At 66.4% G+C, this 21,162-nt stretch carries 22 protein-coding genes and 1 riboswitch; of the genes, 11 read left to right on the forward strand and 11 right to left on the reverse strand.

Annotated elements, in window-relative coordinates; translation table 11 throughout:
- The first annotated feature begins 27 nt into the window (after window positions 1-27).
- Window positions 28-396 (forward strand): nuclear transport factor 2 family protein, encoded by a 369-nt coding sequence (locus tag SPO_RS06800; RefSeq protein ID WP_030003197.1) that lies wholly within the window; start codon window positions 28-30, stop codon window positions 394-396.
- 208 nt (window positions 397-604) lie between these two features.
- Here SPO_RS06800 and SPO_RS06805 read toward each other — a convergent pair whose 3' ends face one another.
- From SPO_RS06805 to SPO_RS06830, 6 genes are all read right to left on the reverse strand, one after another.
- A complete protein-coding gene (locus SPO_RS06805; protein WP_011047074.1) occupies window positions 605-1,273 on the reverse strand; it encodes a Crp/Fnr family transcriptional regulator in 669 nt (222 codons plus the stop codon).
- 76 nt (window positions 1,274-1,349) lie between these two features.
- Window positions 1,350-1,961, reverse strand: coding sequence for an inner membrane-spanning protein YciB (locus SPO_RS06810; protein WP_011047075.1), 612 nt, complete (start codon window positions 1,959-1,961; stop codon window positions 1,350-1,352).
- 17 nt (window positions 1,962-1,978) lie between these two features.
- Entirely contained in the window at window positions 1,979-2,881 is a 903-nt protein-coding gene (locus SPO_RS06815; protein ID WP_011047076.1) for a DMT family transporter, read from the reverse strand.
- A gap of 34 nt (window positions 2,882-2,915) precedes the next feature.
- Window positions 2,916-3,389, reverse strand: coding sequence for a hypothetical protein (locus SPO_RS06820; protein ID WP_030003198.1), 474 nt, complete (start codon window positions 3,387-3,389; stop codon window positions 2,916-2,918).
- A gap of 33 nt (window positions 3,390-3,422) precedes the next feature.
- Entirely contained in the window at window positions 3,423-4,595 is a 1,173-nt protein-coding gene (gene ftsY / locus SPO_RS06825) for a signal recognition particle-docking protein FtsY (RefSeq protein ID WP_011047077.1), read from the reverse strand.
- 61 nt (window positions 4,596-4,656) lie between these two features.
- Window positions 4,657-5,295, reverse strand: a complete 639-nt coding sequence (locus SPO_RS06830) for a lysoplasmalogenase (protein WP_011047078.1) — start codon at window positions 5,293-5,295, stop codon at window positions 4,657-4,659.
- 112 nt (window positions 5,296-5,407) lie between these two features.
- On the opposite strand from SPO_RS06830, the gene SPO_RS06835 reads away from it, so the two are divergent.
- Both SPO_RS06835 and SPO_RS06840 read left to right on the forward strand, forming a co-directional pair.
- The gene (locus SPO_RS06835; RefSeq protein ID WP_044028060.1) at window positions 5,408-6,406 is read left to right on the forward strand and encodes an alkane 1-monooxygenase; all 999 of its coding nucleotides are present in this window, start codon (window positions 5,408-5,410) and stop codon (window positions 6,404-6,406) included.
- Window positions 6,407-6,439: 33 nt separating this feature from the next.
- Window positions 6,440-6,832, forward strand: a complete 393-nt coding sequence (locus SPO_RS06840; protein WP_011047080.1) for a hypothetical protein — start codon at window positions 6,440-6,442, stop codon at window positions 6,830-6,832.
- A gap of 74 nt (window positions 6,833-6,906) precedes the next feature.
- Here the strand turns inward: SPO_RS06840 and SPO_RS06845 are convergent, their stop codons facing one another.
- Both SPO_RS06845 and xseA read right to left on the reverse strand, forming a co-directional pair.
- On the reverse strand, window positions 6,907-7,548 hold the full coding sequence (locus SPO_RS06845; RefSeq protein ID WP_011047081.1) for a glutathione S-transferase family protein: 642 nt from the start codon (window positions 7,546-7,548) through the stop codon (window positions 6,907-6,909).
- On the reverse strand, window positions 7,548-9,035 hold the full coding sequence (xseA, locus tag SPO_RS06850) for an exodeoxyribonuclease VII large subunit (RefSeq protein WP_044028062.1): 1,488 nt from the start codon (window positions 9,033-9,035) through the stop codon (window positions 7,548-7,550). Before xseA ends, SPO_RS06845 begins: the two co-directional genes overlap by 1 nt.
- A gap of 87 nt (window positions 9,036-9,122) precedes the next feature.
- On the opposite strand from xseA, the gene purD reads away from it, so the two are divergent.
- Entirely contained in the window at window positions 9,123-10,385 is a 1,263-nt protein-coding gene (purD, locus tag SPO_RS06855; RefSeq protein ID WP_011047083.1) for a phosphoribosylamine--glycine ligase, read from the forward strand.
- A 156-nt stretch (window positions 10,386-10,541) separates the two neighbouring features.
- Window positions 10,542-11,156, forward strand: coding sequence for a LuxR C-terminal-related transcriptional regulator (locus tag SPO_RS06860; RefSeq protein ID WP_011047084.1), 615 nt, complete (start codon window positions 10,542-10,544; stop codon window positions 11,154-11,156).
- Window positions 11,157-11,163: 7 nt separating this feature from the next.
- On the opposite strand, the gene SPO_RS06865 is transcribed toward SPO_RS06860, so the two are convergent.
- Together SPO_RS06865 and SPO_RS06870 are read right to left on the reverse strand one after the other, a co-directional pair.
- On the reverse strand, window positions 11,164-12,096 hold the full coding sequence (locus SPO_RS06865; protein WP_011047085.1) for an FG-GAP repeat domain-containing protein: 933 nt from the start codon (window positions 12,094-12,096) through the stop codon (window positions 11,164-11,166).
- Window positions 12,096-12,419 carry a 2Fe-2S iron-sulfur cluster-binding protein gene (locus SPO_RS06870; protein WP_011047086.1) on the reverse strand — a complete coding sequence of 108 codons (324 nt, stop codon included), beginning with the start codon at window positions 12,417-12,419 and terminating at the stop codon, window positions 12,096-12,098. The genes SPO_RS06865 and SPO_RS06870 overlap by 1 nt, the downstream gene beginning before the upstream one ends.
- A gap of 185 nt (window positions 12,420-12,604) precedes the next feature.
- On the opposite strand from SPO_RS06870, the gene SPO_RS06875 reads away from it, so the two are divergent.
- From SPO_RS06875 to SPO_RS06895, 5 genes are all read left to right on the forward strand, one after another.
- The gene (locus SPO_RS06875; RefSeq protein ID WP_011047087.1) at window positions 12,605-13,132 is read left to right on the forward strand and encodes a peptidoglycan-binding domain-containing protein; all 528 of its coding nucleotides are present in this window, start codon (window positions 12,605-12,607) and stop codon (window positions 13,130-13,132) included.
- A 166-nt stretch (window positions 13,133-13,298) separates the two neighbouring features.
- A riboswitch (SAM riboswitch) is annotated at window positions 13,299-13,376 on the forward strand.
- Window positions 13,377-13,443: 67 nt separating this feature from the next.
- Window positions 13,444-14,634 (forward strand): O-succinylhomoserine sulfhydrylase, encoded by a 1,191-nt coding sequence (gene metZ, locus SPO_RS06880; RefSeq protein WP_011047089.1) that lies wholly within the window; start codon window positions 13,444-13,446, stop codon window positions 14,632-14,634.
- Between the two features lie 177 nt (window positions 14,635-14,811).
- The gene (folE2, locus tag SPO_RS06885; protein ID WP_011047090.1) at window positions 14,812-15,915 is read left to right on the forward strand and encodes a GTP cyclohydrolase FolE2; all 1,104 of its coding nucleotides are present in this window, start codon (window positions 14,812-14,814) and stop codon (window positions 15,913-15,915) included.
- Window positions 15,916-16,092: 177 nt separating this feature from the next.
- Window positions 16,093-16,644, forward strand: coding sequence for a hypothetical protein (locus SPO_RS06890; protein ID WP_044028063.1), 552 nt, complete (start codon window positions 16,093-16,095; stop codon window positions 16,642-16,644).
- Between the two features lie 52 nt (window positions 16,645-16,696).
- Window positions 16,697-18,145: a TrkH family potassium uptake protein gene (locus SPO_RS06895; protein WP_011047091.1), complete on the forward strand. Its 1,449-nt coding sequence runs from the start codon at window positions 16,697-16,699 to the stop codon at window positions 18,143-18,145.
- 100 nt (window positions 18,146-18,245) lie between these two features.
- Here SPO_RS06895 and SPO_RS06900 read toward each other — a convergent pair whose 3' ends face one another.
- On the reverse strand, window positions 18,246-19,997 hold the full coding sequence (locus SPO_RS06900; protein ID WP_044028064.1) for a serine protease: 1,752 nt from the start codon (window positions 19,995-19,997) through the stop codon (window positions 18,246-18,248).
- Window positions 19,998-20,208: 211 nt separating this feature from the next.
- Here SPO_RS06900 and SPO_RS06905 point away from each other — a divergent pair, with 211 nt between their 5' ends.
- Window positions 20,209-21,144: a glycine--tRNA ligase subunit alpha gene (locus tag SPO_RS06905; RefSeq protein ID WP_011047093.1), complete on the forward strand. Its 936-nt coding sequence runs from the start codon at window positions 20,209-20,211 to the stop codon at window positions 21,142-21,144.
- Window positions 21,145-21,162 lie beyond the last annotated feature (18 nt).

Consider the following 21,162-nt stretch of genomic DNA (forward strand, 5'->3'; position numbering starts at 1 on the left):
CGCCTTTCGTTTGTACGGAAGGTTATGATGACGGATTTGCTTGAAACCCTGCTCGACTGCGAAACCCGGGTCTGGCAGGCGCTGGTCGATGGTGATGCCGCTGCGGATGAGGCAGCGCTCGATCCCGGTTTTCTGGGGGTCTATTCCGACGGGTTCTCGGGGCGCGCTGAGCATGCGGGACAATTGGCCGATGGCCCCACGATGACCCGGTTCGCCTTGTCGCAGGCGCGGGTACTGGACCTGGCGCCGGGCTGCGCGCTGCTCAGCTATGCGGCCCGGTTCCGCCGGGTCGGACGGGAGACCGACGAAGAGATGTATGTCAGCTCGATCTGGCGGCAGCAGCCGGATGGCACCTGGTGCAACCTGTTCAGCCAGGACACACCGTCGCTGGCCTGAGCGGGGCAAGAAAAAGAGCCATGTGCGGGGGCACATGGCTCAAGTGAGGTAACAGAGGTCGGTATGGGACGGAACACTGGGGATGCTCCCCAACCTCAGGACGGTAACCACGGACAGGTTTGCCGCGGGTGACGATTCGGGTCTGTGACCCACATCACAACGGGTGAAGAACCTGCGCCGAACGGGGTCGTTTCAGACCGGGCGCGCATCAGATCTGATCGGGGTCGGCCAGCGCACGCAGCGCCTGCGGATCGCGGATTGCCAGCGTGCCGCGCGCGACCTCGATCACGCCCATGCGCTTCCAATGGGCCAGCGTCTTGGACACCGCCTCGCGGGTCGCGCCGACATATTCGGCCAGCTCGGCCTGCGACAGCCGCACCGTGGCACCGCCCGCGTCGTGATGGGGGGCCAGGTGCAGCAGCTTGCGCGCCAGCCGGGTCGGGACCGGCAGAAACACCTGTTCGTTCAGCTGCCCGCCCATCCAGCGCATGCGTTGTCCGGCCAGCCGCACCATGTCGATTGCCAGTTCGGGATGCCGGCGCAGCTCGGCCATCACATCGGCGCTGAGCACGCGCAGCACCCGCGCCGGTTCCGCCGCGCTTACCGTGGCAGTGCGCGGGCCGGGGTCGAACAGCGCGATCTCTCCGAACACCGCGCCGGGGCCGACCAGATCGAGCGACAGCTTGCGCCCGTCCAGCGACAGGATCGAGATCTCCAACGCGCCCGACAGCACCGCATATAGCGCGTCACCCGGATCGCCCTGCTTGAACAGGGTGTCGCCGCGCGCCAGCCCGATCTCGGCGGCCTGGGCGGCCAGCATCTGCTTCAGCCGGGGCGAGGCCTCGGCCAGAAAGCCGGTTTCGGGCAGGCAAATCATATGGGTTTGGGCCTCTCACTGGTTACAGATGACGACCCTAAGCCGGGAGAGTGCGACACTCAAGCGGCGCGGTGGATCAGCCCTGTTCCTGGTCGGGGTCGATCATATGGGCCTGCAGCAGGCCGAATTGCAGCATGATGAAGCCCATCAAGAGGATCGGAAAGCCGAAGGTCTCGATCTTGACCCAGAGATCGGTGGACATGTTGCGCCAGACCAGCTCGTTTGCCACCGCCAGCCCGGTGAAGGCGCCGCACAGCCGCCGGGTCAGGATCATCCAGCCTTCGTCGCGCATCGGCAGCACATCGCCCAGCACATAGGCCAGGTAAGAGCGCCCCCGCATCAGCCCGATGCCCAGCAGGATCGCGAAGACACCATAGACCAGCGTCGTCTTCATCTTGAAGAACCGCTCGTCATTGAACCAGGCGGTGAGCCCACCAAAGAAGATCACCATGAAGGCGGTGAAGATCTGCATCCGGCTGAGCTTGCCCGTCAGTGCCCAGAGCACCCCCATCGCCGCCAGCAGGATCGGGATGAAGACCAGCGTTGCCACGATGAACCCGGAATAATCGGTGCCCGCGATCTGAAAGGTCTTTTCCTTGAGCCTCAGGTAGATCAGGAAAAAGGCCACGGTGGGGCCCAGTTCCAGCACCTGCTTGAGGATGGGGTTGATGTCTTTGTCCGCTGCCATGGGCCTCTGCCTGTCTTTTATCCACCCATCTCAACTATCACCGCACCCGCTGCGATCAACCCCATCAGGGCGATCCGGCGCGGTCCGACCGTCTCTTTCAGCACCAGCCAGCCGATCAGCGCAGCAAACACGGTCGAGGTCTCGCGCAGCACGGCGGCCTCGCCCACCTTGTCCAGCCTTGTGGCCAGCATGATCGCACCAAAGGAGAGAAAGGCGGTGATGCCCCCGGCAAAGCCGCGCAGGATCAGCGGGCCCGGTGCGGGGCGGTGGATCATCGCGCGCCAGCGCAGCCCGGCGATGACCGGAAACACCGGCCCGTCGATGAAGAAGAACCAGGCCAGAAAGGTGAACGGATCGGCGGTGGCCCGGATGCCATAGGCGTCATAGGTGGTGTAGAGCGCCACGAAGAGGCCGGTGATCACGGCCAGCCCCAGCGCGGGCATCAATGTTTCGCGCGCGGTGTCGAGAAAGATCATGTTATAGACCGCGAGGCCGAAGATCCCCGCCAGCAGGACACCGACGCCCAGCCATTGCAGGGCGGTAAAGGTCTCGCCAAACAGCAGATAGGCGCCAATCACGGTAAACAGCGGCCCGGTGCCGCGCACCACCGGATAGACCACCGTATAGGCGCCCCTGGTATAGGCCATGGCCTGAAACAGCTTGTAAAAGACATGGATCAGCCAGGCGGTGGCGAAGATGAGCCACATATGCGGCTCGGGCCAGGGCACCACGAACAGGGCAAAGGGCGCGGCCATCAGCGCATAGGCGCCGTCGATGGCGCCCCGGCTGAGCCAGGGATCGTGGCGGCCCTTTTGCAGCGCGCCAAAGACCGCGTGCAGGAAGGCGGCCATGATGGCCAGCGCCAGCGCCAGATCGTGCCCTGCCGGGGTGCCTTCGAGGGAGATCAGCCAATCGCTCATTCGTGGCCCGGCACAAGGGCCCGAAAGGGTGGGATCATGGGAACATTCCCTGCGCTTCCAGAATGGCGCGCGCCTCTCCGGCATCTATGTGGAAAGTGCCATAGCCCTCGGGCGCGGGGTTGGTCAGCGGGTCATCGTTCGGGATCAGCCGGAACACCCAGGTGTATTCCGCACCGCCGGTGTCGCGGAACACGGTGGGGCAATCAAAGATGACCTCGCGCGCGCCGCGCCAGCCGAATTCCCGCCGGGCCGCGGCCGAAGAGATACACTCGAACGACACCACCTCGCCCAGCCGCAAGCCCGCCGCAAGCCGACCAAAATGACCGTCGCCGTGAAAGACACGGGTACGCCGCTCGAACGCCTGCGTGGTGTAGAAGGCGCCGTCCCGGGGCACGGGGGCCTGCCAGCGTTTCAGATGACCCGGCAGCAGAAGGGCAAGCGTAACCAGCGCAAAGGCCGCCACCGAAATCCGCGTCAGCAGTCTGTGCCCAGGGCTGGTGTCGGACATGGCGCTACCGTGCCCCTATGCAGGCCGACCGGCTCATCCGCGCTCGAACCCGGTCAGGGCGGCGGCGAAGTCTTCGGGGTCGAAGGGGGCCAGATCGTCGATCTGTTCGCCCACCCCGATGGCATGAATCGGCAGGCCGAAGCGGTCGGCCAGCGAGACAAGGATGCCGCCCTTGGCGGTGCCGTCGAGCTTCGTCATCACCAGGCCCGAGACATCGGCCAGTTTCTGAAAGGTCTCGACCTGGCTGATGGCGTTCTGGCCGGTGGTGGCGTCGAGCACCAGAAGCGTGTTGTGGGGGGCGGTGTCGTCCTTCTTGCGGATGACGCGGACGATCTTGGCCAGTTCCTCCATCAGGTCGGCGCGGTTCTGCAACCGGCCCGCCGTGTCGATCAGCAACAGGTCGGCGCCGTCTTCCTGCGCGCGGGTCATGGCGTCAAAGGCAAGCGAGGCGGGATCGGAGCCTTCGGGCGCGGTCAGCACCGGCACGCCGGCGCGGTCGCCCCAGACCTGGAGCTGTTCGACGGCGGCGGCGCGGAAGGTGTCGCCGGCGGCGATCACCACCTTTTTGCCCGCCGCCTTGAACTGGCTGGCGAGCTTGCCGATGGTGGTGGTCTTGCCCGAACCGTTGACGCCCACGACCAGCACCACCTGCGGGCGCTTGGGGTAGAGCGGCATCGGGCGGGCGACCGGTTCCATGATACGGGTGATTTCCTGCGCCAGCAGTGCCTTGATCTCTTGTGTCGAGAGTTTGCGCCCGATCCGCCCCTCGGCCATGTTGGCGGTGACGCGCAGGGCGGTGTCGACGCCCATGTCGGCGGCGATCAGCAGCTCTTCGAGCTGTTCCAGCATGTCGTCATCCAGCGTGCGGCGCACCACGGTCGCGCCGCCGGGGCGGGCGAAAAGGCGGCCCAGCAGGCCACGGCCCGTTCCGGCTTCAGCGGGCGGGGCCGGGTCGATCGGCTGCGGTGCCTCGGGCGGCATCGGCGCCGGGGTCGGGTCGACCGGTTGGGGTTCCGGCATCTCGGGCGTGTCGGGCAGTTCCGGCACCGGTTGCGGTTCCGGGTCGGGCTGGGGGATTACCGGATCTGGCTGGGTCGCGGTGACCGCTTCCTCGACCCCGCCATCCTCGACAATGGCGTCGAGCCCCTGTTCGATCTTCGAGGACGATTTGAACAGACGGTCCTTGAGTTTCGAGAAAAACGCCATGTCCGGGCCTCCGCTTGCGGTTTAGTCTCACCTAATGCGGATTGGCGCCGGTTGCAAAGGGTCAGGTGAGCGCAAGGGCAAAGCCCATCTGCGCCCCCCAGTAGAGCGGCCAGACCAGATAAGGCGTCAGGCGCAGGGCCGGGTGACCGGGCGGCAGCAGGAATTTCTCGGTTGCAAGGATCATGTCCGAGGCGATGAAGGCGGCGGCAGCGGGCAGGACCCAGGCCAGCACGCCGGCCTGCGGCAGGGTCAGCGCGGCCAGACCCATGCCGAGGATGATCGGGACATAGGCCAGTACCGGCCCTTTGAGATCGCCTGCGCGGGGGGCGAGCAGGCTGGCCATGACCAGCCCGAGAGCCGCGAGGCCCGCCACCAGCGGCCATTGTGCGGCAAGCTGCCCGGTATCGCTGGCGGGATGGGTCAGGAACAGGGCGACATAGGCCAGATGACCGGCGGCAAAGGCGCCGACACCTGCCATGAAGGTCGCCTCGGTCTCGCGCGAGAGGAGCCAGTCGCCAAGCGCGCAGAGGGCCAGCGCCAGCACCAGCAGCACGGGGCCGCCCGAGACCAGCACCATCAGCGCAAGCAGTGCGACCGAGGCGGTCTTGACTGCGCTGCGCATCAGGCTGGCGGGGCGGGCGGTCATCGCCAGATAGGCCAGCGCGCAGGCGGCGGCGATCCAGAACAGGGTTTGGCTCACGGGGTCCTCCGGTCTTTGCGCCCAGTTGACGTGGGCGGCACCGGGCGAGCAAGGGGATTTTCGCGCGGGTGACGCGATGTTAAGCAGAAGCACCGATACCGAGGGAGCCCGCATGTATCGCTATATCCTTGCCAGCCTGTCGCCCTATGCGGTGCTGGGTGCGGCCTGTCTGCTGGGGGGCGGCTGGGCCTGGGGCGCGCTGATCTGGATGACCGTCTATGTGGCGGTGATGGACAAGCTGCCGGTGCGGCCGCTGGCGGCGGCCGACTGGGCGGGCGCGCAGGTCTTGCCGCTGGTGCTGGCGGGGGCGCATTTCGCGCTGCTGGCGCTGGCGATCCCGGCGCTGGTCCAGGGGGCATTGACCGGAGCGCAGGCGGTGGCATTGGGCGCGGCGGTGGCGCTCTGCTTCGGGCAGGTGTCGAATTCGAACGCGCATGAGCTGATCCATCGGGCCGACCGCTGGCAGCACTGGCTGGGGGCGGCGATCTATGTCAGCTTGCTGTTCGGTCATCACACCTCGGCCCATATGCGGGTGCATCACCTTTGGGTGGCCACCCCGCGCGATCCGAATTCGGCCCGCTTGGGGCAGGGGTTCTGGGCCTTTCTGCCGCGCGCCTGGGTCGGTTCGTTCCGAGCCGGGCTGACGGCCGAGCGGGCGCTGAGGAAGGGCCGGGGCGCGACCCCTTATCGGGCCTATCTGGCAGGGGCGGGGGCGATGCTGGCAGCGGCCTGGCTGCTGGCGGGCGGGCGCGGGATTCTGGCGCTGGTGCTACTGGCGGGCTATGCGCAGATACAGCTGCTGCTGGCCGATTACATCCAGCACTACGGGCTTGAACGCAAAGCCTTGGCCAATGGCAGATACGAACCGGCGCGCGCGCACCATTCCTGGAATGCGCCGCATTGGTACAGCTCGGCGATGATGCTGAACGCGCCGCGCCATTCCGACCATCACCAGAATCCGGGCCGCGATTTCGCGGCGCTGCGGCTGGACCCCGAGATGCCGCAATGGCCCTATGCGATGCCGATCATGGCGGTTCTGGCCACCGTGCCGCCGCTGTGGCGGCGGGTGATGGATCCGCGCGTTCACGCTGTTTGCGGAGCACGTGAGTAGCCGCACGCGCCCGCATCTGCCACACTGGGCCTCATGATGCGCTTGGCCCTGATTCTGACCCTGATGGCCCCGGCGGCGGTGGCCCAGCCGGTGATGTCGGCGGAGGAGTTCGACCGCTACACGCTGGGCAAGACGCTGTTCTACGGCTTTGACGGCACCGCCTATGGGGTGGAACGCTATCTGTCCGGGCGGCGGGTGATCTGGTCGTTCCTGGATGGCGAGTGCAAGGAAGGCATCTGGTACGAGGCGGCGGGGCAGATCTGTTTCGTCTACGAGGACCGGCCCGATCCGCAATGCTGGGTGTTCCGCGATACCGGCGGCGGGCTGGTGGCGCAGTTCGAGGGCGATCCCACCCAGACAGAGCTGTACGAGGCCGAGGAGATCGGCGAAGAGATGCTTTGTTACGGGCCGGACGTCGGGGTCTGAGGCCGATCAAAGGGGGCGCTGCCCCCATCGCCTGCGGCGATTCCCCCGGAGTATTTTCGGCGAAATGATGCGGCTCAGGTAACCCGGAGTTCGTCGTAAGGGACCATCACGTGCTGGCGGAAGGCCGGGCGCGCGCTGAGGCGCTGATAGTAGAGATGCAGATGCGGCAGCGGCGCGCGGGTGATGCCGATATCGTAATAGCGATAGAGGATATGGCCGAGCTGGATATCGGCGAGGGTGAAGGCATCTCCGGCAATATGCGCATGGCGCGACAGCTGGGCTTCGGCAAGGGCGAGCTTGGCCTCCAGCTCGGCAAGGGCGCGAGCGATGGCGGCGGGGTCGCGATCCTGCGGTGCGGTACGCACCACGCGCCAGAAGACCGGCGCGGTAAAGGCCTGGGCCACGTTCAGCTTGGCCCATTCGGCCCATTGATCCACCCGCGCGCGGCGGACCGGATCGCTCGGCCAGAAGCTGTCCTTGCCATAGCGGGTGGCAAGATAGCGCAGGATGGCACCGGTTTCCCAGATCGGCGGGTTGGTCCCGTCCTTGAGCACGGGGATGGTGCGGTTGGGATTGAGGCGCCCAAATTCGGGCGTGTCGAGCCCGCCATAGCGGTGCCCGGCGTCATGGCGAATGTGGGCCAGGTTGAGTTCACCCACACACCACATCAGCGCCTGCACATTCGACGATGTCCGGCGGCCCCAGATCGTCAGCATCAGAACAGCGAGCCCTGTTCGGGCGGTTTCTGTTTCGGCTTGCTGGCGGGTTTTGCGGGGGCGCCGCCGGTGTCGAGCGTGCCATCGGCGAATTCGATCTGCAGCGCGGCCGCCTTGGCGGCCTGCGCCCGGGTGGTCAGCAGCGCGCCCTGATCGTCGCGCACCACTGCATAACCGCGCGCCAGCGTTGCCTTGTAGCCCAGCGTCTCGCGCAGCCGGTCGGCGGATTCCAGCCTTTGGCGCAGGCGCTCGATGCGGGTGGTCTGGGCGCTGTTCAGACGGTCGGACAGCCGGGTCAGACGCTCACCCTGCGCGGCGATCTCGCGTTCCAGCGCGCGCGGCGACAGGCGCGAGCCGAGATGGGCAAGGTGGTCGCGGCGGGCACTGACCAGCGCGCGCAGGCTGGCGGGGCGCAGCGGGGCCGAGAGTTCGGCCAGCCGCAGCCGACGCCGCTGCACCCCCTGGGTGAGGGCGGCGGGCAGACGTTCGGCGGCGCGGTCGAGCCGCTGGCGCGGCGTGTCCAGCAGGCTGTCGGGCCGGGGCAGCGCGCGCGACAGGTCGCGCAGGCGCTGGGCGCGCCGCTGCACCGCATCCGAGGCCGCGCGCGACAGCCGAGCCCCCTGTTCGCCGGTCCAGGCCAGCAGTTCGAGGCGGACGGGAACGGCCATCTCGGCGGCGGCTGTGGGGGTCGGTGCGCGCCGGTCCGAAACGAAGTCGATCAGCGTGGTGTCGGTTTCGTGCCCCACCGCCGAGATCAGCGGGATCTGGCTGGCCGCCGCCGCGCGGGCGACGATTTCCTCGTTGAAGCCCCAGAGATCCTCTATCGAGCCGCCGCCGCGCGCCACGATCAGCAGATCGGGCCGGGGCAGCGCGCCACCGGGGCTGAACATGTTGAACCCCTCGATGGCGCGGGCCACCTCGGGGGCGCAATTGGCGCCCTGCACCGCGACCGGCCAGATCAGCACCTTGCGCGGAAAGCGGTCGCGCAACCGGTGCAGGATATCGCGGATCACCGCCCCTTGCGGCGAGGTGATCACCCCGATGATCTGTGGCAGATAGGGCAGGGGGCGCTTGCGTTCGGGTGCAAACAACCCCTCGGCCTCGAGCTGTTTCTTGCGCTTTTCAAGCAGCGCCATCAGCGCGCCCTGACCGGCAACCGCCACCTCGTCGACGTTCAGGTTGTATTTCGACTGGGCGCCAAAGGCGGTCAGCCTCCCGGTCACGACGACCTCCAACCCCTCTTCGGGCACCACCGACAGGCTGGCGACCTGACCCTTCCAGGTGGTGCAGGCCAGCACGTTACGGTCGTCCTTGATGTCGTAATAGAGATGGCCCGAGCGGGCCTGGAACACGCGCCCCACCTCGCCGCGCACCCGGATGCGGCCAAAGCTGCCCTCGAGCGTGCGCTTCACCTCGCCCGAGATCTCGGTGACGGTGAATTCGGGCATATTCTGTCCCGGCTGGGGATCATCAAGGAGGTCGGACAATTGGGCGCTCCGCTGGTGACTTGAGTAAGACGTCGGCGCAGCTTAGAACGCCCGACAACCAAGGCCAAGCAGATCGGAGCGCATTACATGAACATCCTCATTCTCGGCAGCGGTGGGCGCGAACACGCGCTGGCCTGGGCGGTGATGCAGAACCCCAAATGCGACAAGCTGATCGTGGCGCCGGGCAATGCGGGGATCGCGCAGATCGCCGAATGCGCCGAGCTGGACATCATGGATGGCGGGTTGGTGGCGACTTTCGCCGAGGAGAATGCCATCGACTTTGTCATCGTCGGCCCCGAGGCGCCCTTGGCCGCCGGCGTGGCCGACCGGCTGCGCGAGGCGGGGTTCCTGGTCTTTGGCCCCTCGGCGGCGGCGGCGCGGCTGGAGGCCTCGAAAAGCTTTACCAAGGAGATTTGCGATGCCGCAGGGGCCCCGACCGCGGGCTATGCGCGCTTTACCCAGGCCGGGCCTGCCAAGGATTACATCCGCGCGCAGGGTGCTCCCATCGTGATCAAGGCCGACGGTCTGGCCGCAGGTAAGGGCGTGATCGTGGCGATGGACGAGGCGACGGCGCTGGAGGCAATCGACGACATGCTGGGCGGCGCCTTTGGCGATGCGGGCGCCGAGGTGGTGATCGAGGAATTCATGGAAGGTGAAGAGGCCTCGCTTTTCGTGCTGGTGGATGGCGAGGAGGTGCTGTCGATCGGCACCGCACAGGACCACAAGCGGGTGGGCGAGGGCGATACCGGCCCCAATACCGGCGGCATGGGTGCCTATTCGCCCGCGCCGGTGCTGAGCGCCGAGGTCGAGGCGCGCGCGATGGAGGAGATCGTCAAGCCGACCATGGCCGAGATGGCGCGGCGCGGCGTGCCCTTCCAGGGCGTCCTCTATGTCGGGCTGATGATCAAGGACGGTGCGCCGCGTCTGGTGGAATACAATGTCCGCTTCGGGGACCCGGAATGCCAGGTACTGATGCTGCGGCTGGGTGCGCAGGCGATGGACCTGATGCATGCCACCGCCGAGGGCCGGCTTCGCGAGGCCCGGGTGAACTGGGCAGAGGATCACGCGATCACCGTGGTGATGGCCGCGAACGGCTATCCCGGATCCTATCAGAAAGGCAGCGAGATCAAGGGGCTGGATACCTTGCCCGAGGATAGCCGCAATATGGTTTTCCATGCGGGTACCGCCGCCCGCGAGGGCGCGATTGTTGCCACCGGCGGCCGGGTGCTGAACGTGACCGCGCGCGGCGACAGCCTCGCCGAGGCGCGTGACCGGGCCTATGCCATGGTCGAGGCGATCGACTGGCCGGGTGGGTTCTATCGCCGCGATATCGGCTGGCGTGCGCTCTGACCGGGCGGGGGGCGCTGCCCCCGGCCTACAAAATTCGTCGAATTTTGTAGGCTCCCCCGGAGTATTTGACGCGAAATGAAGGGGGAGCGGTGCGGCCCGGAGAGAGGTTTTCATTCACCTTGGTCGCACGATATGATCGGGACAGGGAGGAACGGCATGCCGGGACCGGTCGACAAGGATCTGTTGGACAACGCCTATGCCACGCGCGAATTGCGCGGGCTGGCCTTTGACTGGGTGCCGGTCGGCATCGTGGTGACCGAGGCGCGGGTGATCCGCGAGGTCAATCACCGCTTCTGCTCCATGTTCGGCTATGAGCGCGAGGAGTTGCTGGACCGGCTGTTTGTGTTCCTCTACCCCTCGGACGAGGAGTTTCAGAACATCCTGCATCGCGGCGACAAGGATCTGGGCGAGGGCAATCTCTATTGGGACGAGCGGGTGATGCGGCGTCGCGATGGCGAGCTGTTCTGGTGTCGGGTGCGCGGCCAGACCTTTACCCCCGAGGAACCGCTGGCGCGCGCGGTCTGGACCTTTGCCGACCTTTCCGAGATCCGCCGTTATCAGCCGCTGAGCCGGCGCGAGCGCGAGGTCTATTCGCTGCTGGGCGAGGGAAAGACAAGCAAGGAGATCGCGCGCGAACTGGACCTCAGCTATCGCACGGTCGAGGTGCACCGGGCGCGGCTCTTGAAGAAGTTCGGGGTCAGCAATACCGCCGCCCTGTTCCAGTCGCTGGGCGATATCGGCGGCGAACATGTGGTGCCGTCCGCCGGGTGATCGGCCCTCATCGTGTCTTGCAGGACAGGGCGGCGGCAACGGCACCGGCCGAGAAGGCGCCAAGAGCGCGGCTTTGCCACTCGTCGTCATGGCGCAGCGCGACGACCTGACGCCAATCGGCGCTGGCCAGAATGATCTCGGGGCCGCTGCCGCAATCGCGCAGCCCGCCGGTTATGAATTCCTCGCCGATGCGATGGTTGGTCAGGCCGCGCAGGCTGGCGATCTGGGTCAGGCTGCCGTCACGGTAGCGCCAGATGCGAAGGGTCTTTGCCAGGTGCGGGCGGTCGACATAGGCGATTTCCATGAACCCGTCGCCGTCCAGATCGGCGGCGCCCAGAACCGCCAGCCAGCGGTTGCGGGTCCCGATCGGCGGAGTCGCGGCCAGAAGGCGGGCGCGACGGTCATAGATTTCAAGCCGGGCGCCGTCGTTTACCGTGCTGCGCACGGCGATCACCTCGGGCAGGCCGTCGCCGTCCAGATCGGCCAGATGCGGCGCGATATCCTCGAACACCGCGCCGGGGGGCAGGGTGGCCTCTGCCGGGCAGGTGATGCGGGGATCGCCGGGGCGCGAGACATGGATGGTCAGCGCCTTGGCATCCTTCAGCCCGCCCAGCACGCCATGGCCGTATTCGTCGGTCTCCACCGCATAGGCGGCATGGAACCGCAGATCCGCGTCGCGCGGGGCCCAGGCCTCGTGCCGGCCCGCAGCGGTGCGGTTGGAGAAGGAGGTCTCGGCCCCGCGCCCGGGCAGGCCGTGCTCGGCATAGCGCGCCTCGCAGGCCCAGGCGCCGACCGGGGCCAGCCACAGGCACCACGTCAAAGCCGCGCCGCGCAACAGCGTGTGCAAAGGGCGCAGCGGTCGACGCGGCGCCTTGTCTGAATTGCGCGCAATGCCGTCGGGAAACCCGGTCCCTGCGGGGGCCGGCATCGCGCCGGTCATCAGATCTGCTTTTCGGGCATCTGCACCACGAGACCGTCCAGTGCATCGGTGACCTTCAACTGGCAGGTCAGGCGCGAGCGGGCCGGGTCGGGCTCGTAGGCGAAATCGAGCATGTCTTCTTCCATGTCATCCTTGGCGGGCAGTTTCTCGACCCAGTCGGGATGGATATAGACATGGCAGGTGGAACAGGCGCAGGCGCCGCCGCAATCGGCCTCGATGCCCGGGATGTTATTGTCGCGGGCGCCTTCCATCACGGTCAGGCCGTTGGCGACCTCGACCGTGTGCTGGGTGCCGTTATGCTCGATATAGGTGATCTTTGCCATGGCTCGGATGTTCCTTTGTGACGTTGCGCTGACTCCAATAGCCAAGCCATTTAGGTCTGGCCAGCCCGTTTTGCCAGCCGGACCGGTCTCTTCCTGATTTGGCGTGCACGCGCCCCGGTCTTGCGGGGCTTTGCGCGGGCCCCCGAGATGGGGTAGAGTGAGCCAAAAGCCCAAGAGGCCCGAGCATGATGTCACGATCCGCCCTTTTCTGTGCGCTGGCCCTTGTCGGGCTGAGCGGTTGCGATACCGGCTTGCCGGATGTGGATGCTCTGCGCGAGCCGGAAGTGTCGCGTTTTACCGCCGAGGCGCCGCCGGGGGCGGCGCCGGGCACCTGCTGGGGCAAACAGGTGACTCCTGCGATCATCGAAACGGTGACCCATCAGGTGATGCTGCAACCGGCCGAGATACAGAGCGACGGCAGCGTGTTGCAGCCGGCGGTCTACAAGACCGAGACCCGCCAGGAGATCGTGCGCGAACGCAAGGAAACCTGGTTCGAGACGCTCTGCGCGCAGGAGTTGACGCCCGATTTCGTCGCCTCGGTGCAGCGGGCGCTGGCGGCGCGTGGCTTCTATCGCGGTGCGCCCAGCGGCGAGATGGATGCCCGCACCCGGGCAGCGGTGCGGCGCTATCAGGAACCGCAGGGGCTGGACAGTGGCATTCTCTCGCGCGCGGCGGCGCGCGATCTGGGGCTGGTGGCGGTCGATCGCGGCTGACGGCGCCGGTTTTCACATGAAAACCGGCCCGGAAAACGGCACGTTTTCCGGATCGGAATTCTTGCAGAATTCCGCCCCCGCCACGCGCGAGATTTCCTCATGACAGGATTGTGAGACGCTTTGCACAGGCTTGACGCAACGCGCGCGCGCGGCTAAAGCCCGTGTTCAGGAACCACGTGGCGATTTGTTACCGGATTGCGGGCCACGCTAAACATCACCGCTAAAAGGTCAGGATGAAAGACCCCCTTTCGCTTGACCCGCGATTGGGGTTTTTCTTTGCCCTTCTGGTTCCGGGGCCGAAAGGAACGGATATGAGCACGGATTGGAGCAAGCGCACGCAGGCAGTCCATGGCGGCACCCGCCGGAGCCAGTGGGGCGAGGTGAGCGAAGCGATCTTTCTGACGCAGGGCTTTGTTTACGAGACCGCCGAGCAGGCCGAGGCGCGGTTCATCGACTGTGGCCCGGACGAGTTCATCTATGCCCGATACGGCAACCCGACGGTTGCCATGTTCGAACAGCGCATCGCCGCGCTCGAAGGGGGCGAGGACGCCTTTGCCACCGCCTCGGGCATGGCTGCGGTCAACGGCGCGCTGGTGTCGATGCTGAAGGCGGGCGACCATGTGGTCTCGGCCAAGGCTCTGTTTGGGTCGTGCCTCTATATCCTTGAGAATATCCTGACCCGCTACGGGGTCGAGGTGACATTTGTCGACGGCACCGATCTGGAGCAATGGCGCGCGGCGGTCAGGCCCGAAACCAAGGCGGTGTTCTTTGAGAGCATGTCGAACCCGACGCTGGAGGTGATCGACATTACCGCCGTGGCCGAGATCGCCCATTCGGTGGGCGCCAAGGTGGTGGTGGACAACGTGTTCTCGACGCCCGTCTTCTCGCGTGCCATCCAGCAGGGTGCCGATGTGGTGGTCTATTCCGCGACCAAGCATATCGACGGGCAGGGCCGCGCGCTGGGCGGGGTGATCATCGGCAGCCGCGAGTTCATCCGGGGCACGGTGGAGCCCTATCTGAAACATACCGGCGGCGCGCTCAGCCCGTTCAGCGCCTGGATCATGCTCAAGGGGCTCGAGACCATGGCGCTGCGCGTGAATGCCCAGGCCGAAACCGCGCAGAAGCTGGCCGAGGCGCTGGAGGGGCACCCGGAGCTGGTGCGCACGCTCTATCCCGGGCTGAAGAGCCATGCCCAGAACGCGCTGATCCAGAGCCAGCTGGGCGGCAAGGGGGGCACCGTGCTGTCGCTCGACCTCAGGGGCGGCAAACCGGCGGCGTTCCGTTTTCTGAACGCGCTGACTATCCCGGTGATCTCGAACAATCTGGGTGATGCCAAATCCATCGCCACCCATCCCGCCACCACCACCCATCAACGGTTGAGCGAGGCGCAGCGGGCCGAGCTGGGCATCACGCCGGGCCTGATCCGTTTCTCGGTCGGGCTCGAGGATGCGGGCGACTTGCTGGCTGATCTTCGGGCTGCTCTCGACTCTTCCGCCGGCTAGCAGGGAATCGCCGGAGGTGCCGTCACCTCCGGCCTCCGCCCGGGCTGCCAAAATGCCGCACAAGCGTCGTTTTCCATCGGTTTTCTTGATCCACTCGGCAATATCCCGCGTAATCAGGTGGATTGGAACGCCGGGCCGGTCCATATTGATGGACGGACAAGACCGAGGATGTGTGCGATGAACCTACACCCCCGCGATATCGACGAGACACCCGACCGCGACGCAGCCGCCGCCGCGCTTGCGGTGTTGCGCCGCTGGGCCTCGGGTGCCACCAGCACCGAGATCAGCGAGCTTGACCCCTCGGTCGCACGGCTGCTGCCGGATGCGGCCCTGTCGAACTATCCCGATCTCAGCCGGCAGTACCCAGAGGATTTCACCGTCGATGCAACCTATCGCGCCGGGCTGCCTGACCTGCAGAACGGCCCGTCCAGCCTGATCCGCGGGGCAAAGCAGCAGATCCAGCATGTGGGCATCTCGAATTTCCGCCTGCCGATCCGCTTTCACCGCAAGGAGGGCGACGACCTGACGCTGGAAACCTCGGTGACCGGCACCGTCAGCCTGGAGGCGGGCAAGAAGGGCATCAACATGTCCCGCATCATGCGGTCCTTCTACAAACATGCCGAGCGCACGTTCAGCTTTGAGGTGATCGAGGCCGCGCTGGACGATTACATGACCGATCTGGACAGTTTCGACGCGCGTATCCAGATGCGGTTCTCCTATCCCGAGCGGATCGAAAGCCTGCGTTCGGGGCTGAGCGGCTATCAGTACTACGATATCGCGCTGGAACTGGTCGAACAGGGCGGCGAGCGGCTCAAGATCATGCATCTGGACTATGTCTATTCCTCGACCTGCCCCTGTTCGCTGGAACTCAGCGAACATGCGCGCTCCAGCCGGGGGCAGCTGGCCACGCCGCATTCGCAGCGCTCGGTCGCGCGGCTGTCGGTGGTGGTGGATGGCGATGCCAGCTGTCTGTGGTTCGAGGATCTGATCGCGCTGTGCCGCCGGGCGGTGCCGACCGAGACGCAGGTGATGGTCAAGCGCGAGGACGAGCAGGCATTCGCCGAGCTGAACGCCGCCAACCCGATCTTTGTCGAGGACGCGGCGCGGCTGTTCTGCGCCGAGCTGCTGGCCGACCACCGGATCGGCGATTTCCGGGTGGTCGCGAGCCACCAGGAAAGCCTGCACAGCCATGATGCGGTCTCGGTCCTGACCGAGGGGGCGACCTTTGCCACCGCCAGTCTCGATCCGCGCCTCTTCGCCACGCTGTTCCACGTCGGATAGCCGGTTTCTTGGGCAGGGGGCCGGGGATCGGCGGGTTTTTGCCGCGCTGCGGCATTTTTTGCTGCACAAGCATGGGTTGTATGCCGTAGACTGGCGCTGATGCAGATTCGCGCCTGTGGGGTGATCCCGCTTGCGGTTCGGGTGCTGCATCCGCCCCGACCTGTCTGATGGAGTAAGATGGCGATGCTACAGATGACCTCTCCGCTGCATGTCCAGGCCGCCGCGTTCCGGCTGGCCGGTTATGCGATCAGCAACCAGCTGCGCGTGATGCAGATCCTGTCTCGCGCGGCGCTGAATGCGCCGCTTGCGCAGGTGCAGGCGCTGCAGGCGGCCGCATCGGTTCCCGCGCCCAGAAAGGCGACCCCGGCCCGGGCACAGGCACCGGCAGCCAAACAGGCCGCAGCCAAGTCCGCCGCACCCGCCCCTGAACAGAGCCTCGCCCCTGAACCGACCCTGGCGCCCGAACAGGCCGCTGCCGTGGTCGCAAAGGCGCCCGAGGCAGAGCGCGCGGCAACACCCGCTCCCGCCGCTTTGGCCGCAGTCGAGACGGAGGACGCGGCCGCACCGGTAGCGGCCGAGCCGGCCACAGCAGCCCCCACAGCGCTGCAGGCGCCCGCGCCCGAGACGGCCAAGGCGTCGATTGCGGCGGCGCATCCGGCCCCGCGTCGGCGGCGCAAGCCCGCGACCCCGGCGCCCTTGCCGTCCAAGGGGCAGCCCGCGGGCAAGTGAGGGGCGCGCAGCCGCTTGACTCCGGCGGCGCGGGGCGCCAACCCTGCGCCTCATGTTGGACATGCGCCCCGTCGGATATGTGATCGGCCTGCTGGTTGCCATTCTTGGTGCCACCATGGTGTTTCCGCTTGCCGCCGACCTGATCGAGGGGCGCGGCGAGTGGCCGGTCTTTTTGCAAAGCGGTGTGATCACCGTGCTGACCGGGGCGATTCTGGCGCTGAGCTGCGCCAATGGCGTGCGCGAGGGTCTGACCATCCAGCAGACCTTTCTGCTGACCACGCTGGTCTGGGTGGCGCTGCCCCTGTTCGGCGCTTTGCCCTTCATGTTCGGCGCCACCGAGCTGCGCTTTGTCGATGCGTTCTTCGAGGCGATGTCGGGCCTGACCACCACCGGGTCGACGGTGATCTCGGGGCTGGACGGATTGCCGCGCGGATTGCTCTTGTGGCGCGGGGTGCTGCAATGGCTGGGGGGGATCGGCATCATCGTGGTGGCGATGGTGTTCCTGCCCGAACTGCGGGTGGGGGGCATGCAGATCTTCCGCTCGGAAGGGTTCGACACGATGGGCAAGATCCTGCCCCGTGCCCAGGAAATCGCCGGCCAGATCACCGTGATCTATGTGGCGCTGACATTTGCCTGCGCGCTGGTCTATGGCGCGTTGGGAATGAGCTTTTTCGATGCGCTGGTGCATTCGCTGACCACGATCTCGACCGGTGGATTCTCGAATTATGACGCCTCCTTCGGCACCTTTTCGGGCCTGCCGGAATACGCGGCCTCGGTCTTCATGATCCTCGCGGCGCTGCCCTTCGTGCGCTATGTGCAGATGGTGAACGGGCATTCGGCGCCGCTGTTCCAGGACAGCCAGGTGCATGTGTTCCTGATCGTGATCGCGCTGCTGGTCGGGGTGACCACCGTGGTGCTGACCACGGTGTTTCCCCATCACGTGGAACAGGCCTTTCGCGAGGCGCTGTTCAACATCACCTCGATCATCTCGGGCACAGGGTACGCCAGTGTCGATTACATGGGCTGGGGCGGGTTTCTGGTCACCATGTTCTTTGTCATCGGTCTGATCGGAGGCTGTGCCGGATCGACCGCCTGTTCGGTGAAGATCTTCCGCTATCAGCTGCTCTTTGCCTCGATCAAGGTACAGTTGCAGCGGATCCGTACGCCGCACGGGGTGTTTCTGCCCCGGTTTCAGGGCCGCCCGATCGGGCCGGATGTGCTGGGCTCGGTGATGAGCTTCTTTGTGTTCTTCATCGTGACCCTGGGTGTTCTGGCCTGGGGGCTGGCGCTGACCGGGCTCGATTTCATCACCGCGCTGTCGGGGGCCGCGACGGCGATTGCCAATGTGGGTCCGGGGCTGGGCGAGCAGATCGGGCCGGCGGGTAACTTCGCAGGGCTGAACGACGCCGCGAAATGGATGCTGAGCGTGGGCATGCTGATCGGGCGGCTCGAGGTGATGTCGGTCTATGTCCTGTTCACCGTGCAGTTCTGGCGGGCCTGAACGGGGCTAGCCGTTTTCCGTCACGGAAAACGGCCCGGAAAACAGGTGTTTTCCGGGCCGGAATTTTTGCAAAATTCCGGCTCTGCCGGACCGTCGGGGGTCAATCCCAGCAGCTGACCAGAACCGTCATGCCGCTGGCACGCCGGTTCAGCTCGTCCGGGGTGATCCGGCCTGCTGTCTCGGCCTGCTGCGCGCCCATTCCGGCCGCGCTCAGCACATCGCGCAGGGCCTGCGCCTTGGCGGCGAAGCTCACGCCACGGGGCAGTTGCTGGCCCGTCGCGGGTGCGGGCAGCAGCATGCCCACCACCGTACCCTGATCGTCGATCACCGGACCGCCGGCATCGCCGGTCTGCGCCATCAGGCCCAGTCGGGCCAGCTCGGTCTCGCCGCGCAGCCCCTTGACGTCGTCAAGCGTACCGAAGGTCAGTGTCGGGGCGCCCAGGATGCCTTCGTAGGAATAGCCAGCCACGGTAATGTCGGCCCCCAGACGCGGCATTTCCTGGCCCAGCCCGGCCACCACCATCGGGGCCAGCGCCTGTTCGGGCCGCAGCACCGCCACCCCCAGCCCGGCATCGCGATCGACCACCTGCGCGCCATAGCTGCCGTCAAGCGTCACCCGGGTACAGCCCTGCACCGCCTCGGCCACCGTCAGCACGGTGCCCTTGCCATCGACATAAAAGCCCGAGCGCGACAGGCGCGGTTTGCGGATTTCCAGCCCCGAAACCAGGTCGACGCTTTGCACCGCGTCGCCACCCGCCGCCGGATCGAGCACACCGTCGGTGCGGGCAAAGCTTGCCCGCATCGCGGCCAGCACCCGGGCACGGCGATCCTCGTCGCCGGTGGGCCAGATCAGGGTAAAGCCCTTGATCTCACCGCCGCTCAGCGCCGCCTCGGTATAGGAGACGATGCCATTGCCGCGCCCCTCAAGGGTGAAGCTGTCGCTGCCCCGCTCACGCGGGCCATCCAGCGGCACGATCTCCAGCGTCTGCATGATGTCATAAAGCCCATAGAGCGTTGCCTTGTCGCCCGGCTGGCTGATCAGCAGCACCTGTGCGCCCAGCTCGCCGGACGCATCGAAATGGGCAAAGGGCGCCTCGTAGCGGCTGAACCGGACCACGCCCAGGGGCAGGTCCATCTCGATCCCGGCTGCGGTGTCGCGGTGACGTGCCATACCGGTCGAGATCAGCGGCGCGTTATACTGATCCATCAGCACCTTGCGCTGGCGGGTGGTCAGAACGCCGGTTGCCTCGAACCCGTTGAACCCTTGCCAATCGGCCATCGAGCGGCGGGTGCCGGCGCCAAAGGCACCGTCGATCGCGGCATTGTAGAAACCGGCCGCCTGCAGCGCGATCTGCAGTGCCTGCCGCTCTTCCCGGCTCAGCGCCTGTTCGCTGCGGCGGGCCTGGGCGGGGGTTTCGTCCGCCGGTTCCGGCTGAACCTGCGGCGTTGCTTCGGCCACCGGTTCGGGCGCGGTCTGTTCGACCGGCGCCACCGCCGCACCCCGGTTCAGCAGATCCGAGCCGACGGGCCAGAACTGTTGCCCCAGCGCGCCCGACAGGGCGATGAAACTGTCACCGGGAATGCGCCGCTCGGCCCGATAGACCCGCAGCACCTGTTCGGCATCCTCGCGCAGATAGGGGCCCAGCACGATGCCGTACCAGCCCCCGCCCAGCGAGAATCCGGCCACATCCGAGAGGTCGGCGGCATAGGTCTGGGCACGCTCCTGTGCGGTGCGCAGATTGGGTTGCGCCTCGATCTGCACCCAGACCACCTCGTCGGCGGATTGCTGGGCCAGTGCGGCAGAGGAAATCAGATAAAAAAGCGAAAGAACGGCGATCAGCGGTCTTATCATTGTTGGGTCTCGTACCTTCAAATACGTATCGTCCCCGCAGGTTATGCAGGAAATCGCGGCAATTGCCATGGGGCAGGCGCGCGGTGCGGGGCGGTGTGGCGATATCAGCGCAGCCGCCAGCGCCGGGACCGGGCAGATGTGCCGTTGACGCTGGGGGGGCGGTTGCATAGGAAAGGCGCGATCCTATCGCCATCCAGCGCCCGAGGCCGCCATGACCCATCCGACCCCCACCGCTCCGCGCTCGTTCCAGGAGATCATCCTGCGGCTGCAGACCTATTGGGCGTCCAAGGGCTGCGCCATCCTGCAACCCTATGACATGGAGGTGGGCGCGGGCACGTTCCACCCGGCCACCACCCTGCGCGCGCTGGGCAGCAGCCCCTGGGCCGCCGCCTATGTGCAGCCCTCGCGCCGTCCCACCGACGGGCGCTATGGCGAGAACCCGAACCGGTTGCAGCATTATTACCAGTACCAGGTGCTGATCAAACCCAGCCCGCCCGATCTGCAAGAGCTGTACCTCGGCTCGCTGGAGGCGATCGGCGTCGACATGGCGCTGCATGACATCCGCTTTGTCGAGGACGACTGGGAAAGCCCGACGCTGGGCGCCTGGGGCCTGGGCTGGGAGGTCTGGTGCGACGGGATGGAGGTGAGCCAGTTCACCTATTTCCAGCAGGTCGGCGGCCATGACTGCGCGCCGGTCTCGGGCGAGCTGACCTATGGTCTGGAGCGTCTGGCGATGTATGTGCTGGGCATCGACCACGTGATGGACATGCCCTTCAACGATCCGCAATCGCCCATCCCGCTCAGCTATGGCGACGTGTTCAAGCAGACCGAAGAGGAATACGCGCGCTGGAACTTCGACGTGGCCAATACCGAGGTGCTGCTGAGGCATTTCGAAGAGGCCGAGGCCGAATGCGCCGCGATCCTGGCGCAAACCCATGACGATCCCAAGACTGGCAAGCGCATCGTGATGGCGCATCCGGCTTATGACCAGTGCATCAAGGCATCCCATATCTTCAACCTGCTCGATGCGCGCGGCGTGATCTCGGTGACCGAGCGGCAGGCCTATATCGGCCGGGTGCGGGCGCTGGCCAAGCAATGCGCGGATGCGTTTGTGCAGACGACCGCCGGGGGCTATGCTGCGGCCTGAGGATAACGGGGCAGGGGC

This window comes from Ruegeria pomeroyi DSS-3 (assembly GCF_000011965.2).
Classification (GTDB): Bacteria; Pseudomonadota; Alphaproteobacteria; order Rhodobacterales; family Rhodobacteraceae; genus Ruegeria_B; species Ruegeria_B pomeroyi.

What these genes read in the sequence shown, in the direction of transcription:
- SPO_RS06800 (WP_030003197.1), top strand. Translation starts at nt 28, where the DNA reads ATGACGGATTTGCTTGAAACCCTGCTCGACTGCGAAACCCGGGTCTGG.
- SPO_RS06805 (WP_011047074.1), bottom strand. Translation starts at nt 1,273, where the DNA reads ATGATTTGCCTGCCCGAAACCGGCTTTCTGGCCGAGGCCTCGCCCCGG.
- SPO_RS06810 (WP_011047075.1), bottom strand. Translation starts at nt 1,961, where the DNA reads ATGGCAGCGGACAAAGACATCAACCCCATCCTCAAGCAGGTGCTGGAA.
- SPO_RS06815 (WP_011047076.1), bottom strand. Translation starts at nt 2,881, where the DNA reads ATGAGCGATTGGCTGATCTCCCTCGAAGGCACCCCGGCAGGGCACGAT.
- SPO_RS06820 (WP_030003198.1), bottom strand. Translation starts at nt 3,389, where the DNA reads ATGTCCGACACCAGCCCTGGGCACAGACTGCTGACGCGGATTTCGGTG.
- ftsY (WP_011047077.1), bottom strand. Translation starts at nt 4,595, where the DNA reads ATGGCGTTTTTCTCGAAACTCAAGGACCGTCTGTTCAAATCGTCCTCG.
- SPO_RS06835 (WP_044028060.1), top strand. Translation starts at nt 5,408, where the DNA reads ATGTATCGCTATATCCTTGCCAGCCTGTCGCCCTATGCGGTGCTGGGT.
- SPO_RS06840 (WP_011047080.1), top strand. Translation starts at nt 6,440, where the DNA reads ATGATGCGCTTGGCCCTGATTCTGACCCTGATGGCCCCGGCGGCGGTG.
- SPO_RS06845 (WP_011047081.1), bottom strand. Translation starts at nt 7,548, where the DNA reads ATGCTGACGATCTGGGGCCGCCGGACATCGTCGAATGTGCAGGCGCTG.
- purD (WP_011047083.1), top strand. Translation starts at nt 9,123, where the DNA reads ATGAACATCCTCATTCTCGGCAGCGGTGGGCGCGAACACGCGCTGGCC.
- SPO_RS06860 (WP_011047084.1), top strand. Translation starts at nt 10,542, where the DNA reads ATGCCGGGACCGGTCGACAAGGATCTGTTGGACAACGCCTATGCCACG.
- SPO_RS06865 (WP_011047085.1), bottom strand. Translation starts at nt 12,096, where the DNA reads ATGACCGGCGCGATGCCGGCCCCCGCAGGGACCGGGTTTCCCGACGGC.
- SPO_RS06870 (WP_011047086.1), bottom strand. Translation starts at nt 12,419, where the DNA reads ATGGCAAAGATCACCTATATCGAGCATAACGGCACCCAGCACACGGTC.
- SPO_RS06875 (WP_011047087.1), top strand. Translation starts at nt 12,605, where the DNA reads ATGATGTCACGATCCGCCCTTTTCTGTGCGCTGGCCCTTGTCGGGCTG.
- metZ (WP_011047089.1), top strand. Translation starts at nt 13,444, where the DNA reads ATGAGCACGGATTGGAGCAAGCGCACGCAGGCAGTCCATGGCGGCACC.
- folE2 (WP_011047090.1), top strand. Translation starts at nt 14,812, where the DNA reads ATGAACCTACACCCCCGCGATATCGACGAGACACCCGACCGCGACGCA.
- SPO_RS06890 (WP_044028063.1), top strand. Translation starts at nt 16,093, where the DNA reads ATGGCGATGCTACAGATGACCTCTCCGCTGCATGTCCAGGCCGCCGCG.
- SPO_RS06895 (WP_011047091.1), top strand. Translation starts at nt 16,697, where the DNA reads ATGTTGGACATGCGCCCCGTCGGATATGTGATCGGCCTGCTGGTTGCC.
- SPO_RS06900 (WP_044028064.1), bottom strand. Translation starts at nt 19,997, where the DNA reads ATGATAAGACCGCTGATCGCCGTTCTTTCGCTTTTTTATCTGATTTCC.
- SPO_RS06905 (WP_011047093.1), top strand. Translation starts at nt 20,209, where the DNA reads ATGACCCATCCGACCCCCACCGCTCCGCGCTCGTTCCAGGAGATCATC.